This window comes from Leptolyngbya sp. CCNP1308 (assembly GCF_034932455.1).
Lineage (GTDB): Bacteria > Cyanobacteriota > Cyanobacteriia > Phormidesmidales > Phormidesmidaceae > Nodosilinea.
Map to the genome: position 1 here is coordinate 16,994 of NZ_JAYGIH010000117.1, position 14,251 is coordinate 31,244.

A 14,251-nucleotide genomic window follows, 5' to 3' on the forward strand; every position below is an offset into this window, starting at 1 on the left:
GCTTAGGCTAAAACCGTTTCTCCCTTAAAGAAATCTTGCAAATGCTGCCGGTGGTCGTGGGAGAGCCGATCCCACGGCAGCTCGTCGCGGCTAAAGGAGGAGGCCTCTAAAATTTCCCGGGGATCCGCCGGATAGGGCTTGCCCGTCACCCGCACCGCCACCGTCACGCACACTGAGTGAAACCGAGGGTCGCGCCCCGGCTGGGAGTAAACGCCTACCAGGCGCTCCAGCCCCACGGTCTGGAGCCCGGCCTCTTCCTTCAGTTCGCGGGCGGCGGCAGTGAGCACATCTTCGCCCCAGTCCACAATGCCGCCGGGCAGGCTCCACAGGCCGTTGTCGCGGCGGCGCACCAGCACAATGGTGCCATTGGCCAGCAGCGGAATGACGCAGGTGCCCAGAATGGGGCGGCGCAGCAGCAGCCCCAGCAGGGTGCGTAAAATATGGGCGAAGTAAGCCATAGACTAGAGGGTGTCCAGGTCGGCGAGCACCTCGTCGGCGTGGGTCTCGGCTTTGACCTTGAGGTAGGTTTTCTCCAGGTTGCCGTCGGAGCCAATGATAAAGGTGCTGCGGGTGATACCCATATATTCTTTGCCCATGAACTTTTTCAGGCCATAAACGCCGTAGCGGCTGGCCACTTCGCCGCCCTCATCTACCAAGAGCGGAAAGGGCAGGCTGAACTTGTCGATAAATTTGCTGTGGGACTTGGCGTCGTCGGTGCTTACCCCCAGCACGATCGCATCTTTGCCCTGGTAGTCGGCGTAGCGATCGCGGAACCCACAGGCTTCTTTGGTGCAGCCGGGGGTGTTGTCGCGGGGGTAAAAGTACAGCACCACGCGCTGACCCTTGAGGTCAGCCAGGCTATAGGTTTTGCCGGTAGCATCGGGCAGGCTGAAGTCGGGAGCGGGGTCGCCAACGGAAAGGGTCATAGTCGATATTGCGAATGAAGGGACGATTCGTGCTTGCTAATTGTATAGCGGGGGCTGGCTGGAGATGACCTGAGGGAATTACTCAGATCGTCGATGGATGTGGAACATGGAGGACTGATCGGTCGGCAGCAGCAGCACATCACTGACGTTCACGTGGGGCGGGCGGGTGACGGCAAACACAATCACATCGGCGACATCATCGCCGGTCAGCGGGGTCATGCCCTGGTAGACGCCCCTAGCGCGATCGCGATCGCCGCCAAAACGCACCACGCTAAATTCGGTTTCCACCAGGCCGGGGTCAATGTTGGTGACCCGCACCGGGGTGCCTAGCAGGTCGAGCTTGAGACCCTCCGATAGAGAACGGACGGCGGCCTTGGTGGCACAGTAGACGCTGCCGCCGGGGTAGGTCTGCCGCCCGGCGATTGAGCCCACATTCACCACGTGGCCGCGCCCGCGCGCCACCATGCCCGGCACCACCGCCCGCGTCACGTAGAGCAATCCTTTGACGTTGGTGTCGATCATCGCTTCCCAGTCGTCTAGGGGCGCTTCGTACTGTTTGTCGAGCCCCCGGCTGAGCCCGGCGTTGTTGATCAAAATGTCGATTGCCTGCCAGGGGTCGGGTAAGGTTGCGATCGCCTCACCCACGGCCTCCGGCTGGCGCACGTCTAGCACCACCGTCAGCACTTCGGTGCCATGCTGCTGCTGAAGTTCGGCGGCTAGAGTTTGCAGTGGTTCTAATCGGCGGGCCGCTAAAATTAGCCTCGCACCAGTGGCCGCGAGCTGGCGGGCGCAGGCAGCCCCAATGCCGCTGCTAGCGCCGGTAATGAGAACGGTTTGATTTGCGATCGATGCAGCCATAGCAGAGAGAGAATAAATGCCAATAGTTCATGCCGCTTCGGCGACAACCTCAACTCTAAATTGGAGGAGTGACTCCCAGGATAGTTTTAGGGATGCGTCGGCTGCGCTCTCGCGCCAGCGTAACGCATCTGGCCCAGGTCTTGGCGCAGTAGCTCTTCGGGCGATCGCCTGCAGGATTATTCATAGACATGACAATGCTCGAAGATTTGGTTGCCCCTCAAGGGCGCAGATGTACGCCTAGAGGAGTGGTTCTGATTCCCCCAAACCCTTTAGGGTGCCGTTTCTGGTTCTGGATTCTTCACGCTGGCATCGATTTCATCCAGGGTTTGCAGCACCAGGCGCTTGGCCTGCAACTCCCAGCCCAGCTTTTGCACCTGAAAAGCCACGTAAAACCCAATGCCCGTAGCGATCAAGTCCAGCGGTTGCTGTCCCGAAATACCCAGCAGCAGCCCCAGCCCACCAATGCCCCAAAAGGGCAGCGCCACCGTCTGGCGGTTTTCTTCAATCAGCTTGGCAACAAAATTGTTGGGAATACTGGCCGCCACCTCCTCCCGCACGGCCTGCTGCTGGGGATAGGGTACGGCAAAGCTAAACTTGCGGCGCAGTTTCTCAATCTTGCGGGCGTCGGTGCTGTACTCCGTCAGCTCGTCTTCTGCCATACGAATGAGCTGCTCAGCTTGGGTCATAAGGACTATCTCAGCTAGGTATACGGGGGCTATGGGCCAAAGGTAAAGGCGCTAGACTGCCACCGTTTTTCATTATCCCACCGCAATGATCCTTCGCATACTGCTGGCCTCCGCTGGGTATGCCAATGGCTTCACGCTGGCTAGTCACTCTGGCCTAACGCCCCTGGAGCGCCAGTTAAGGTGCGCTTGGGCGAGCAGGTGATGATCATAATCGCCAGCGTCAAAATGTACGGGGCGGCGTTGAACAGGTAGTAGTACGAGTCGATACCCACCGACTGAAACGCTGGCCCGAGCGCCTGCGCCCCACCAAACAGCAGCGACGCCCACAGACATTGCCAGGGTTGCCAGCGGGCAAAAATCACCAGCGCCACCGCCATCAGACCCTGGCCGCTAGAGATGCGCTCGGTCCAAACGCCGGGGTAAAACAGCGACAGGCTGGCCCCGCCAATGCCCGCCAAAAAGCTGCCCCCCACGATCGCCGCCATCCGCACCCAAAAAATCGAAATGCCCATGGCCAGGGCGGCATCGGGGCTGTCGCCCACGGCCCGTACGTAGAGCCCCCAGCGGGTTGACTTAAAGAACCAGCTCATCAGCGGCACGATCGCCACCCCCAGCAAAAACAGCGGGCTAATTTGCAGCGCCGACTGCACCTGGGGCAAGCTGCTCCAGGTGCCCGTCGCCAGGGTCGGCAACTGGGGAGCCTGGGGCTGAATGAAGGGCTTGCCAAAAAAGTTGGCCAACCCGCCGCCAAAGATAATCATGGCGATGCCCACCGCCACGTCGTTGACGCGGGGCTGCTGCGACAGCCAGCCGTGAATCGCCCCCAGCCCCATGCCCGCTATCCCCGCTGTCAGCACTCCCAGCCAGGGGGCCAGGGTGGGGCCAACAATGCCCGAGCTGAGGTAGGAGATAGCGTAGGCGCTCATCGCCCCCATCAGCAGGGTGCCCTCTAAACCCAGGTTGATCTTGCCGCTTTTCTCCGTCAGGCATTCGCCCAAACTGACCAGCAGAAAGGGCACGCTCCCCCGCAGGGTTCCGGCCAAAATGCCCAGGGGCACACCCCACCAGCCCAGTGCTTCCGTCGCCATTGCTTTCCCCTACGTGTTGACAACTCAGGCCATGCTCAATAGAGCTTCCCGCCGCTCATCCCGCGGATAATGAATGCCTAACTTACCCACCTACCCATCCACACATTTACCCGACCACCGCCGCGCCTTCAGTCTGGGCCTCGCGCTCCTGAAACACCGCGAAGCGCCCGTAGAGCGATTCGCTGTAGAGCACACAGAGAAAGACAATGCCCTGAAAGACCATCACGGTGGCATCGGGGAGATTGTGCGATCGCTGCAAAATGCCCCCCGCCGCCAAAATGCCCCCCAGCAGCACCGACACCAGCACCGTCGCCAGGGGGTTGTGGCGGGCCACAAAGGCCACCAAAATCCCGGCGTAGCCGTAGTTCGACACAATCGACTCGTTCAGCCGCTTTTGCACAGCGGCGACCTCGACCATGCCCGCCAGCCCGGCGCAGGAACCCGCCAGAAAGCATACCGCCAGGGTGAGCTTGCCCACCGGCAGCCCGGCAATGCGGGCGGCGCGGACGTTGCCCCCGGCGGTGCGGGCGGCAAAGCCAAAGGTGGTGCGCTGAATCAGAATGTAGGCGAGAGCCGAGGCTACCAGGCCGTAGATCAACCCCCAGTGAACGCGGGTGGCGGGCAGATTGCCCAGCCATGCAGCGGGGGCAATCTCAAAGCTGGAGGGCTTGCTGACAAAGGCGGGGTCGCGCAGGGGGCCTTGAACGAGGTGGTTCATCAGGGCGATCGCAATATAGTTCAGCAGCAGGCTGCTGATGGTTTCATTTACCCCTCGGTAGTGGCGCAGGGCTCCCGCCGCCATAATCCACAGGCCGCCCGCCACCAGACTGCCCAGGGCCATGGCCAGCAGCACCAGTCCGCCGGGCAAACTCGACCCCAGGGCCAGACCCACCATCACCGCCGCCAGGCCCCCCAGCACTAGGGCGCCCTCATTGCCGATAATTACCAGCCCCAGCCGAGCCGGCAGGGCCGTGCACAGGGCCGTCAGCATCAGCGGGGAAGCGCGCAGCAGGGTATTTTGCCAGGCGCTCCAGCTGCCAAAGGCGGCCCGATAGATGGAGCCATAGACTGCCAGGGGGTTGGCCCCGGCCAGGGCACAAAACACCCCGAAGATGACCAGGGCAGACAGCACTGCCCCCATAGGCAGCGCCACCGATTCCAAGGATCGCCGCCAGGTTGTTGTAGACGCCATAGTAATGGTTTAGCTAATGGACCCAATGACACCCTCAACAAAATAGTCCATTTTTTCTAGCTCAATATTGTCGGTTTTGAGCTGCTGGTCGGCGGGCAAAATTTCGCCCCCGGTGTTGCTCTGGAGCGGCCCCTGGTAGATGACGATCTCGCCCGATTTAATGCCGGCTATGGCAGCATCGCCAGCGGTCTTGGCCTCGTCGCTGACGGCGGGGCCGTAGGCCGACAGCTTACAGAAGTTATCGGCTAGCCCACCCCGCAAAATGTGGGGAATGTCTCCAGCCATCAGGGTTTTGCCCGCCATAAAGTCTTTGCCCAGGGTGGTGTAAATACTCGACCAATCCCACTCGGCCCCGGTGAGGTAGCCCTGGGGGGCCAGGGGGCTCTGGTCGGCGTGGTAGCCCGAGGTCATCACCCCACGCCGCTCGGCGGTTTCCATCACCACCTTGGGGCTATCGACGTGGCAGGTGATGACCTCAATACCCTGGTCGGCCATGCTGTTGGTGGCCTCGGCCTCTTTTACCGGCACCGACCAGTCGCCGGTAAAAATCACCTGGGTAGTGGCCTCGGGGTTGACCGACCTGGCCCCCAGGGTAAAGCTGTTGACGTTGCGCAACAGCTGCGGAATGGGCTTGGCGGCCACAAACCCCAGCTTGCCCGCTGGGCTCATATGGGCGGCCACTACCCCGGCCACGTACTGGGCCTCGTCGATGTAGCCAAAGTAGCTGCCCACGTTTTTGGGATGTATGTCTTCCTGGTACAAGCCCCCGGCGTGGAGAAACTGCACATCGGGAAACTCTTCGGCCAGAGCAAGAATGTGGGGGTCAAAGTAGCCAAAGGAGGTGGGAAACAGCACCTTGGCCCCGTCGATCTCGATCATGCTGCGCATGGCTTCGGCTACGGCTGTGGTTTCGGGCACGCTGGCCTCTTCCACCAGGCGAATGCCGGGCACATTGGCGGCCATGGCTGCGGCCCCCTCAGCATGGGCCTGGTTGTAGCCAAAGTCATCCTTAGGGCCGACGTAGATGAAGCCTACGACCAGTTCTTCTGGGGCAGACCCATCGGTGGCTGCACTGCCCTCGGTGCTGGGCGACTGGGCGCAGCCGGTACTGAATTTGGCCGTCAGCCCAAAGGCAGAGGAGGCCAACAGCCCCCGCACCACCTGCCGTCGCGATAGGCGAAAAGAACGGTTGCGATCGCTCATTTTGGTTACAACTCTCTCCAATACAGGGGCAGACTCATTCCGAGTGTCAGTATTACAGCTCTACCTACGAACTGGGTCGCTCGCTATATGGCTCGATTCGCCATGGCTGTTCTTAAGCTTTTACACCATCCTCTAAGAATTGGTAAAAGCCCTCGAAGTAGTTGTATCAGAAACCACACTTTAGCGGGTTGTCCGCCACTATCCCAGGATAGAGATTGGCTAAAACAAAACCCCAGAGTGACATAACTCTGGGGTTTTGAGGACTTGGTTGAGGATGGTGCCAGGTGGCCCTAGATGTGCTGCTCTAGGAGTTCGGCGATCGCCCGGTGCTCCACGGGCGGCACCAGCGGAAACTCCTGGCGGGTGTCGGTGATTAGCCAGTCGAGGGCGGCGGCCTTCATGTCGATGGAAGCGCCGGTTTTATCCACGCAGTAGCGGCCAAACACCAGCTTGTCCACCAGTCGCACACCGGGACCAATGCGCGAATATTCGAAGATGACGCTCTTATCGACGATCGCCCCGCTGCAGATCGAACAGTTGTTGCCGATGGCGCTGGGGCCAACGATGGTGGCCCCGTCTTCGATGTGGGTCATGCCGCCGATGTAGACCGGCCCTTCGATATTGACCTTGTCCCAGTTGGCCTTGACGTTGAGGCCCACATAGACGCCGGGGCGAATCTCTTCGCCGGGGATATCCACCAGGTTGACCACTCCGGTGAGCACGTCCTGGATGGCGCGCCAGTAATCGGGCACCTTGCCGATATCGACCCACTCAAACGCCATGGGAATGCCGTAAAACGGCGCGCCGTTGGCCACCAGCTTGGGCAGCAGATCGCCGCCGATGTCGAACGACACGCCCGAGGGAATGTAGTCAAACACCTCGGGCTCAAAGATATAGATGCCGGTGTTGATCTCGGTGCTGAGGGCCTCTTCTACGGAAGGCTTTTCTTGAAACGACTTGACTCGCCCTTCGGCGTCGGTGACCACCACCCCATAGCTGGGCACCTGCTTGAGGGGCACGGTTTTGGTAATGATGGTGGCGATGGAGCCTTTTTCGCGGTGGCGGCGCACGGCCTCGGTGAGGTCGAGATTGATCAGCGCGTCGCCGCAGAGCACTACAAAGGTGTCATCAAAAAAAGGCGAGAAGTCTTGAATCTTGCGCATCCCTCCAGCGGAGCCGATGGCGTCGCCCACCAGTTCGCCATTTTCTTCAATGCGGCCCTCAAAGGAATAGGCGAGTTCGACGCCAAAGCGCTGACCGTCGCGAAAATACCCCTCAATTTCGTTGGCCAGGTGGCTGACGTTGACCATAATTTGGTCAAACCCGTGTAGGCGCAGCAGTTCGAGCAAAAACTCCATTACCGGCTTCTGCATGATCGGAATCATGGGTTTGGGAATGGTGTAGGTGATCGGCCGCACACGGGTGCCTTTGCCGGCAGCCAAGATCATGGCTTTCATACGAATAGGATCCTTAATTTATGGGGTTAAATCTGTAGCCGAGCAGTTTGGCGAGTTTAGTCTATGGCCAACCCACCCAGAAACGGTCGGCATAACACCAACGCCTTGGGTTGGCCCTTTGGGGGCCGGTCTTTGACCATCGCACTTGGCCATGCTAACAGCGCCCCCTACCAGAGCACCGGCAACCCGCTGGCCTTCAAGGAGTTATTACACTCTCTTTAAAATAGCCTGGCCAATCTGGAAACGGTAGCCTACATCAGCGTCCCGCTGCCTCAGTCAGGCAGAATAAATGCCGGCAGTTCGGCCTCCGCTGCGGTGAGGGGGGCACGGTTAAGATTTCTGACCCGTAAATCGCCGTAGAACTGGTCTTGACCCAGCTCTACCTTCGACTGGGCCGAGAGAAACAGCAGGCCCCAAAACACGCCTACCTTCTCGTGTACCGCAGCGGCGTGGGGGGTTTCAAAATCGTGGGCGTCTTCGAGATCGGCGGGTTTAAACTGGGGCCAGTGCTCCAGCAGCAGCTCAAAGTCGATCCACAGAGTATCGCCCCCCAGCTCATCCCAGTACTGGTCGAGGAAGGCTTCGAGGGCGGCGGCAATTTCGGAGAGGTTTTCCTGGTGGGCGAGCTGGGCGATCGCCCGCACGGCCTGACGCTGGGGCTGGGGTCGCGCCCGCCGCGCCCGCAGGCGGGGGGTGTGGTCGGCCATTACCGTGGCCATGGTTTCGAGCTGCTGAATTAGCTCGTGCAGCGTGACCTGCCGCCGCTGGGGAATGGGAGCGACGGCGCGACGGTGCAGGTGCCGCTCCAAGTTGCGAGGCAGGGGCACCAGGTCAGGCAATTCTTCTTCCCAGACCTCTTCGGGGTTGGCTGCGGCCTCGGCCTCGGCTTCGGCTCGCACCATGGTGTCGGCCTTGAGCAGCACCAGCATGGAGGCGTAGAGAAACCCCTGGCCCGACTCTGACAGGTTGGCCTCGTAGGGGGTGCGGCCCTGACTGGCCAAGGCTTCGGCCTGGCTCTTGAGCAGCGACAAGAAGCGATCGATCACGTCGATCACCTTGACATCCCACGGGTCGATTTCGCCCTGATCGGCCAGGTCGATGAGAAATGCGATCGCAGTTTGAGCCAGGGACGATGACATAGATCAGGCAGAAAAGCTTGGAGCTCGCTAGACAGCCCCTGCTGTCTAAGTCGCCATGACGCGGCTATCGGCCCATGATAGCTCAAAGGCCCGTTTTACCTAACGACTCCATTACCGCATTGATCAGCCCTTGTCCCCAGATCATCGCTATTCCTCCGCACCCGAGGATCACAAACCCGGCCTTGGCGATCTGCATGGGCTCGAGGCTAAAGGGAGAGCCGTAGGTAAGCGGTAGCGCAATTAGCAGAGCGCCTAAGGCAGAACCCCAAGCAAACCGCGAGGCCCCCTTGAGCAGTGGACGCTGAGTAGGTTTAGTCGGATCACCGTCGCCAGACATAATGACGCTTTCTCTAACGCAACATCCAGTCCATCAACTAGATCATAACAACTGAGGTCGATGGCGATCTGGCCTGCACGTCCGGCTCTGCTGGCTGTATCTAAGCGACTGCTTCTCCATCTTCAATTTGGGCGGCGGGCAGCATTAGGCTCTGTTCTTCGAGCTTGACCTGGTAGCGCTGCACATCCTGCTCCAGCTCCTGAATCCGCACTTCGCGCTGCTGCACCTGCTTGCCAAAAGACATGTAGCCCTGCAACTGCGCCCAGACGCTAAATACCCAGGCAAACACCGCCCCAATGCCCATGGCGATAATCAGCTCGACGCACAGGGGCGCTTCCACATCCAGTCCGGGGGCGATGTGAATCAGCACGCGCTCCGTGTTCTCAATGCCAAATAGCACCAGGGCTAGGGCAATCACAAAAATAACGACGAAATTTATCTGCCTCATGGCTCTGGGCCTCCCATCGTTGGTCAAATTCGCTAGGTCTATGCTAAGTCCAGCTCGGAATCTATGGTTCCTTAAAGGTAGAACTCCACTTCTGGACTTAGATAAGGTTATTTAACCAGGCTGGGTTTTATTTTGGGGAAAGGTTTTTAGGAAGAGGGTGAGGGGATTGAGGAAGGTGGGGACGGCAAGGAAGATGGGTTCTTGTTGGCGTGACGGCTCGTAGGTGCAGGGGAGCGAAGTTGTAGGGTGGGCACTGCCCACCGTTGGGGAAACTATTTTTCAGAAGCCGCCCTATAAAACGGGGAGCTTTGGTTTGAAGATGCGGTAGCGGAGGCCGTAGCCAGCGAGCACGAGGGCGGCGATGCCCAGGGTGCCGAGGGCGATCGCATTGGGCAGCCAGAAGGTGGCATCAATATAGGTGATCTGACCCGGCTCAAGCTTCCAGGTGGCTCCGGTCGGGTCTTCGGCCAAGGGCGGCGTGGCGGTGGGGGCAAGGCTGGCTAAGCCCCAGGGCACCTGAAGCCGAAAGCGCAGGTCTGCCCAGGGAGTCGGATCAGATGAGTCATCCCCGTTGGTGGGCAGCTGGCGCAGGTCTATGCGGTAGGTGAGGTGGGTGCGGCTGGCCAGCAGCCAGTTGGTTTGGTCGATGTCTAAAGCAAAGGGAACCGGTTCCCAGCCGGGCAGTTGTAGGTAGGTGGGGCTGTCGGCAGGTGGCAGTTCTTCGGTAGGGGCGGATTCAATGTCTGGGTAGACGGCAGCGGCAAAGAGCTGGCGAAAGCGATCGCCCAAGTCGGCGGCAGTGCCAAAGGGCACGGTGAGGGTGACGGTCTGGGGGTTCTGGCTGAGCTGGCCGCCGAGGGGACGCGATCGCACCTTTAGCTCCTCTAGCCAGGGGGCCAGGGTGGGCTGGGCCAGGGCGGCACCGCGATCGCTCAAATCGATCGTTTGGGAAATCTGGCCATGGCCCTGGTGGTCAAAGCGCAGGGTGAGGTCGTAGCGCAGACAGCCGCTCAGCAGCAGGGGCAGCAGCAGCAGCAGCGTTTTCCGGAGGGGTCGCTGCGCGAATCGCCTCAGTACGCTGCGAACAAATTGCCCTGGCCTGCGGTCGCCCCCAGCGTTCGGTGTCAAAATCACTCCCAAAAATCAATCTTTGTGCGCAGTTCCGTAGCTTTGGCCAAGGCTATACCATTAGAGCGATAGATCCAACGGTAGCCGGTAGCGTTGCATGAACAACCCCTCTCCAGATTCTACGACCGCCTGGCATACGGTTGGCATTGACGAGGCCCTCAGCCAGTTAGACAGCAATGACGATACCGGCCTTACGGCGCAAGCGGTGCTCGATCGCCGCAGCCAGTATGGCCCTAACGAGCTAGAAGAGGTCGGCGGTCGCCCCGCCTGGCGCATTTTGCTCGACCAGTTCACCAATATCATGCTGCTGATGCTGATTGCGGTGGCGGTGGTGTCGGGGGTGCTCTCCTATAGAAATCAAGAATTTCCTAAGGATGCGATCGCGATTTTTGCGATCGTCATTCTCAATGGCGTGCTGGGCTACCTGCAAGAGAGCCGGGCCGAAAAAGCCCTCGCCGCCCTCAAGCAAATGGCCTCCCCCAGCGTGCGGGTGCAGCGCGACGGTCGCCTGCAAGAGGTGCCCTCCCAAGACCTGGTGCCCGGCGACATCATGCTGCTGGAGGCGGGCGATCAGGTGGCCGCCGATGGTCGCCTGCTAGAGGCCAGCAACCTGCAGCTGCGCGAGTCGGCCCTGACCGGCGAAGCCCAGGGGGTCAACAAACAGGCCACCCGCACCCTGGCGGCGGATACGGGCCTGGCCGATCGCAAAAACCTGGTGTTTCAGGGCACGGAGGTAGCTCAGGGGCGAGGTCGTGTGCTGATCACCGGCACCGGCATGAAGACCGAACTGGGCCGCATTGCCGCCATGCTGCAAGGGGTCGAAACCGAGCCCACCCCGCTCCAGCAGCGCATGACCCAGTTGGGCAACGTGCTGGTCACTGGGTCGCTGACCCTGGTGGCGATCGTGGTGGGCGCTGGCGTGTTTTTTGGCGGCTGGGGAGCCTTTGAACGCCTGCTAGAAGTGGCCCTGAGTATGGCCGTGGCGGTGGTGCCCGAGGGCCTGCCAGCGGTAATTACCGTCACCCTGGCGATTGGCACCCAGCGCATGGTGCGCCGTCACGCCCTAATTCGCCGTCTGCCCGCCGTTGAAACCCTGGGCTCAGTCACCACGATTTGCTCTGACAAAACCGGCACCCTGACCCAAAACAAAATGGTGGTGCAGCAGATGCGCACCCTCTCCCAATCGCTGCAAGTGACTGGGGAGGGCTACGCTCCGGAGGGAGAATTTATTGGCGAAGGACAGCCCCTAGACCCTCGCCAGGTGCCCGATGTGGGGCTGCTGCTGGTGGATGGCCTGCTGTGCAACGACTCTGTGCTGCAAAAGGAAGCGGGCGATTGGGCGATCATGGGCGACCCCACCGAGGGAGCCCTGGTGGTGATGGCGGCTAAAAGCGGCCTCGATCGCCATCGCTTGGGCCACGAATTGCAGCGGGTGGTGGAGTTTCCCTTTTCCTCAGAGCGCAAGCGCATGAGCGTGGTGTTTAGCGGCGTGAATGCTCTCGCCGCCGATCTGGCGCTGCCCAAAGCCCTGGCCAGCGCCCCCTACCTGATGCTGGCCAAGGGGTCGCCCGAGATGCTTTTAGAATGCTGTACCCACGGTTTAAAAGGGACAGAGCAGTTTGAACTGGATAAGGAGACGCGATCGCGCATTCTAGACAACAGCGCCGAGATGGCCGCCCAGGGGCTGCGGGTGCTGGGCTTTGCCTACCGCCCCATCACCACCGTGCCCGACGAGGGCGACCCCGATCTGGCCGAGCGCGATCTGGTGTGGCTGGGCCTGGTGGGAATGATCGACGCCCTGCGGCCCGAGGTGCGGGTGGCGGTGCAGCGCTGTCGAGCTGCCGGCATTCGGCCGATGATGATTACCGGCGACCACCAGCTGACCGCCATGGCGATCGCCCAAGACCTGGGCATTGCCGATGCCGAGGCTAAATCCCTCAGTGGCGCTGACCTAGAGGCCATGGGCCAGACCGATCTAGAGGCGGCGGTGAAGGAGGTTAACATCTACGCCCGCGTATCGCCTGAGCACAAGCTCCGCATCGTTAAAGCCCTGCAAAAAGACCATCAGATCGTCGCCATGACCGGCGATGGCGTCAACGATGCCCCGGCCCTCAAACAGGCCGAGATCGGCATTGCCATGGGCATCACTGGCACCGACGTCAGCAAAGAAGCCAGCGACATGGTGCTGCTCGACGACAACTTTGCCACCATCGTCGCCGCCACCGAAGAGGGCCGGGTGGTCTACACCAACATTCGCCGGTTCGTGAAATACATTCTCGGCTCCAACATTGGCGAACTGCTGACGATTGCCCTCTCACCCCTGCTGCTGCCGATTTTAGACGTGCCCTTGAGCCCGTTACAAATTCTGTGGATGAACCTGGTCACCGATGGCTTCCCGGCGCTGGCCCTGGCGGTAGAACCCGCCGAACCCGACGTGATGGAGCAGCCCCCCCATGACCCCCAGGAAGGTATCTTTGCCCGAGGCTTAGGAGCCTACATGCTGCGCATCGGCATTGTGTTTGCCATTATCTCGGTGTCGATGATGGTGTGGGCCTACCAGCACGCCCAGCAGGGCGGCGACCCCGATCGCTGGAAGACGATGGTGTTCACTACCCTCTGCCTGGCTCAGATGGGCCATGCGATCGCCGTGCGGTCTGGCAGTCGTCTTACGATAGAAATGTCGCCCTGGTCAAACCCCTTTGTGCTGGGGGCTGTGCTTCTCACCTGCGTGCTCCAACTCATGCTGATTTACGTCGAGCCCCTGCGAAATTTCTTTGGCACCCACCTGCTCAGCTCTTTTGAACTGCTGATCTGCTTTGGCTTTAGCACGCTGCTATTTGTCTGGGTCGAAGCCGAAAAAATCTACCGCCGCATCCGAGGCAAAGTCGTAAGAGATTAGCACGGCTTTGCTCACTAGTGAGGTAATTGTAAAATGTATGGGGTGCCACCTGATTTACCAGTAAATGTCTTTGTTGGACAAGAGTTTAATCAGATCTGCTTGGGTCGCTTTCAAATTCAGTTTCACGCATCTGGCACGGGTAGCATTTTCGTTGAAGGTCGTTGGAAACTCTTCGACGATAAGGGAGTTGTGATTGATGAAGAGCAGGATCATGCCAAGCGAGAAGCTTTCCGCCTTCACCAGATCATCGATGTGCCAATTCTTCGTGCAAGCATTAACCCACCGCAGTCCTTTTCTCTGTTATTCGAAAACGGCTGGTGCCTAATGATTTTTGATGACATGCCACATTATGAAAGCTTCTCAATCGATATAGACGGTCAACCAAGCCTATTCATTTAGTGGTATCTAAGAGCTTGTTGGTAGAGTTAAAACCTAAAAGATGTTTTTAAGATCATGATTGAATGGCAAGACATGGAACTGTTTCGAGGCATAGACCTTAACGATTCTTGTGTTCTGAGCTGGAAGATAGAACCGACACAGTTGGTTTTTGAGCTAGATGTGAGTGTATGGCCTGAGTCACAGTTCTACAAAACACCGAAGCCAAATGAATATACTTGTCATAGAACTGCCCAGCTCATATTTCGAGGCTACAAGAAGATCTTTGGACTACATGAAATGAGCATGTAAGGTCAACTGTAGATCCTGATAATACAATTGATTACGGCAATATTGATGCCTTGAACCAGGAAGAAACAGTGATTCGAGGGAACCTCGATTAATTGATTTTTTTGGCCAGTGGTGTCTCATTTGAGACAGTCAAGGTGGATTTAGAGGAATTGCGTGACATCTCAACGGAAAGAGTCCCCTATTTTGACGAAAAAATAGGGATG

General features: G+C 59.3%; 14 protein-coding genes. 2 read left to right on the forward strand and 12 right to left on the reverse strand.

The window, feature by feature from the left end:
* Positions 1 to 2: 2 nt before the first annotated feature.
* From VB780_RS30485 to VB780_RS30540, 12 genes are all read right to left on the reverse strand, one after another.
* On the reverse strand, positions 3 to 458 hold the full coding sequence (locus VB780_RS30485; protein ID WP_323354958.1) for an NUDIX hydrolase: 456 nt from the start codon (positions 456 to 458) through the stop codon (positions 3 to 5).
* Between the two features lie 3 nt (positions 459 to 461).
* A complete protein-coding gene (gene bcp, locus VB780_RS30490; protein ID WP_323354959.1) occupies positions 462 to 926 on the reverse strand; it encodes a thioredoxin-dependent thiol peroxidase in 465 nt (154 codons plus the stop codon).
* 78 nt (positions 927 to 1,004) lie between these two features.
* Entirely contained in the window at positions 1,005 to 1,784 is a 780-nt protein-coding gene (locus VB780_RS30495) for an SDR family oxidoreductase (protein WP_323354960.1), read from the reverse strand.
* Between the two features lie 269 nt (positions 1,785 to 2,053).
* Positions 2,054 to 2,470: a hypothetical protein gene (locus VB780_RS30500; protein WP_323354961.1), complete on the reverse strand. Its 417-nt coding sequence runs from the start codon at positions 2,468 to 2,470 to the stop codon at positions 2,054 to 2,056.
* 140 nt (positions 2,471 to 2,610) lie between these two features.
* Complete coding sequence (locus VB780_RS30505; protein ID WP_323354962.1) at positions 2,611 to 3,558, reverse strand: ABC transporter permease; 948 nt, start codon at positions 3,556 to 3,558, stop codon at positions 2,611 to 2,613.
* A gap of 106 nt (positions 3,559 to 3,664) precedes the next feature.
* Entirely contained in the window at positions 3,665 to 4,750 is a 1,086-nt protein-coding gene (locus VB780_RS30510; protein WP_323354963.1) for an ABC transporter permease, read from the reverse strand.
* Between the two features lie 9 nt (positions 4,751 to 4,759).
* On the reverse strand, positions 4,760 to 5,953 hold the full coding sequence (locus VB780_RS30515) for a BMP family ABC transporter substrate-binding protein (protein WP_323354964.1): 1,194 nt from the start codon (positions 5,951 to 5,953) through the stop codon (positions 4,760 to 4,762).
* 290 nt (positions 5,954 to 6,243) lie between these two features.
* Positions 6,244 to 7,410 carry an NDP-sugar synthase gene (locus VB780_RS30520; protein WP_323354965.1) on the reverse strand — a complete coding sequence of 389 codons (1,167 nt, stop codon included), beginning with the start codon at positions 7,408 to 7,410 and terminating at the stop codon, positions 6,244 to 6,246.
* 272 nt (positions 7,411 to 7,682) lie between these two features.
* Positions 7,683 to 8,549, reverse strand: a complete 867-nt coding sequence (locus VB780_RS30525; RefSeq protein ID WP_323354966.1) for a segregation/condensation protein A — start codon at positions 8,547 to 8,549, stop codon at positions 7,683 to 7,685.
* A gap of 82 nt (positions 8,550 to 8,631) precedes the next feature.
* The gene (locus VB780_RS30530) at positions 8,632 to 8,886 is read right to left on the reverse strand and encodes a hypothetical protein (RefSeq protein WP_323354967.1); all 255 of its coding nucleotides are present in this window, start codon (positions 8,884 to 8,886) and stop codon (positions 8,632 to 8,634) included.
* 100 nt (positions 8,887 to 8,986) lie between these two features.
* Complete coding sequence (locus VB780_RS30535; protein WP_323354968.1) at positions 8,987 to 9,334, reverse strand: LapA family protein; 348 nt, start codon at positions 9,332 to 9,334, stop codon at positions 8,987 to 8,989.
* Positions 9,335 to 9,625: 291 nt separating this feature from the next.
* Positions 9,626 to 10,462: a DUF3153 domain-containing protein gene (locus tag VB780_RS30540; RefSeq protein ID WP_323354969.1), complete on the reverse strand. Its 837-nt coding sequence runs from the start codon at positions 10,460 to 10,462 to the stop codon at positions 9,626 to 9,628.
* A gap of 97 nt (positions 10,463 to 10,559) precedes the next feature.
* Here VB780_RS30540 and VB780_RS30545 point away from each other — a divergent pair, with 97 nt between their 5' ends.
* Together VB780_RS30545 and VB780_RS30550 are read left to right on the forward strand one after the other, a co-directional pair.
* Positions 10,560 to 13,361: a cation-translocating P-type ATPase gene (locus VB780_RS30545; protein ID WP_323354970.1), complete on the forward strand. Its 2,802-nt coding sequence runs from the start codon at positions 10,560 to 10,562 to the stop codon at positions 13,359 to 13,361.
* Between the two features lie 33 nt (positions 13,362 to 13,394).
* A complete protein-coding gene (locus VB780_RS30550) occupies positions 13,395 to 13,760 on the forward strand; it encodes a hypothetical protein (RefSeq protein ID WP_323354971.1) in 366 nt (121 codons plus the stop codon).
* The last annotated feature ends 491 nt before the right edge of the window (positions 13,761 to 14,251 follow it).